The 652-nt window shown below is 41.6% G+C and carries 1 pseudogene; it reads left to right on the top strand.

From position 1 onward, the window contains the following. Positions 1 to 652, top strand: a pseudogene (gene skiZ / locus ACWHAR_RS28235) (sporulation-delaying-protein transporter subunit SkiZ); the annotation flags it as partial.

The following is a 652-nucleotide window of genomic DNA, read 5'->3' as shown; positions in this document are numbered from 1 at the left end:
CCGCAGCTGAATCTACGTTTACAGAAAACGATATTAAAGGTTTAAAAGGAATAGAAGGTATTAAACAAGTCGTTGCTTCGACTTCTGAAAGTATGACAGCGCGTTATCACGAAGAAGAAACCAACGCTACGGTTAACGGAATAAATGATGGATACATGAATGTCAATTCTTTAGAAATCGAAAGCGGCAGAACATTTACCGACAATGACTTTCTCGCGGGGAATAGAGCCGGAATCATCTCTCAAAAGATGGCTGAAGAACTGTTCGATAAAACCTCCCCTTTAGGTGAAGTTGTCTGGATAAACGGACAGCCCGTTGAAATTATCGGCGTGCTGAAAAAAGAAACAGGCTTGCTTTCTTTCGATTTAAGTGAAATGTATGTGCCATTTAATATGATGAAATCCTCTTTTGGCACAAGTGATTTCAGTAACGTATCATTGCAGGTCGAATCAGCAGACGACATAAAATCGGCTGGAAAAGAAGCGGCACAGCTGGTAAATGACAATCATGGCACAGAGGATTCGTATCAAGTGATGAACATGGAAGAGATTGCGGCTGGAATTGGCAAGGTAACGGCAATTATGACGACGATTATCGGCTCAATTGCAGGTATTTCCCTTTTGGTCGGCGGAATCGGTGTCATGAATATTAT

The sequence above is a fragment of the Bacillus sp. LR--39 genome (assembly GCF_053613335.1).
This window is presented reverse-complemented; position numbering and strand designations above follow the sequence as displayed.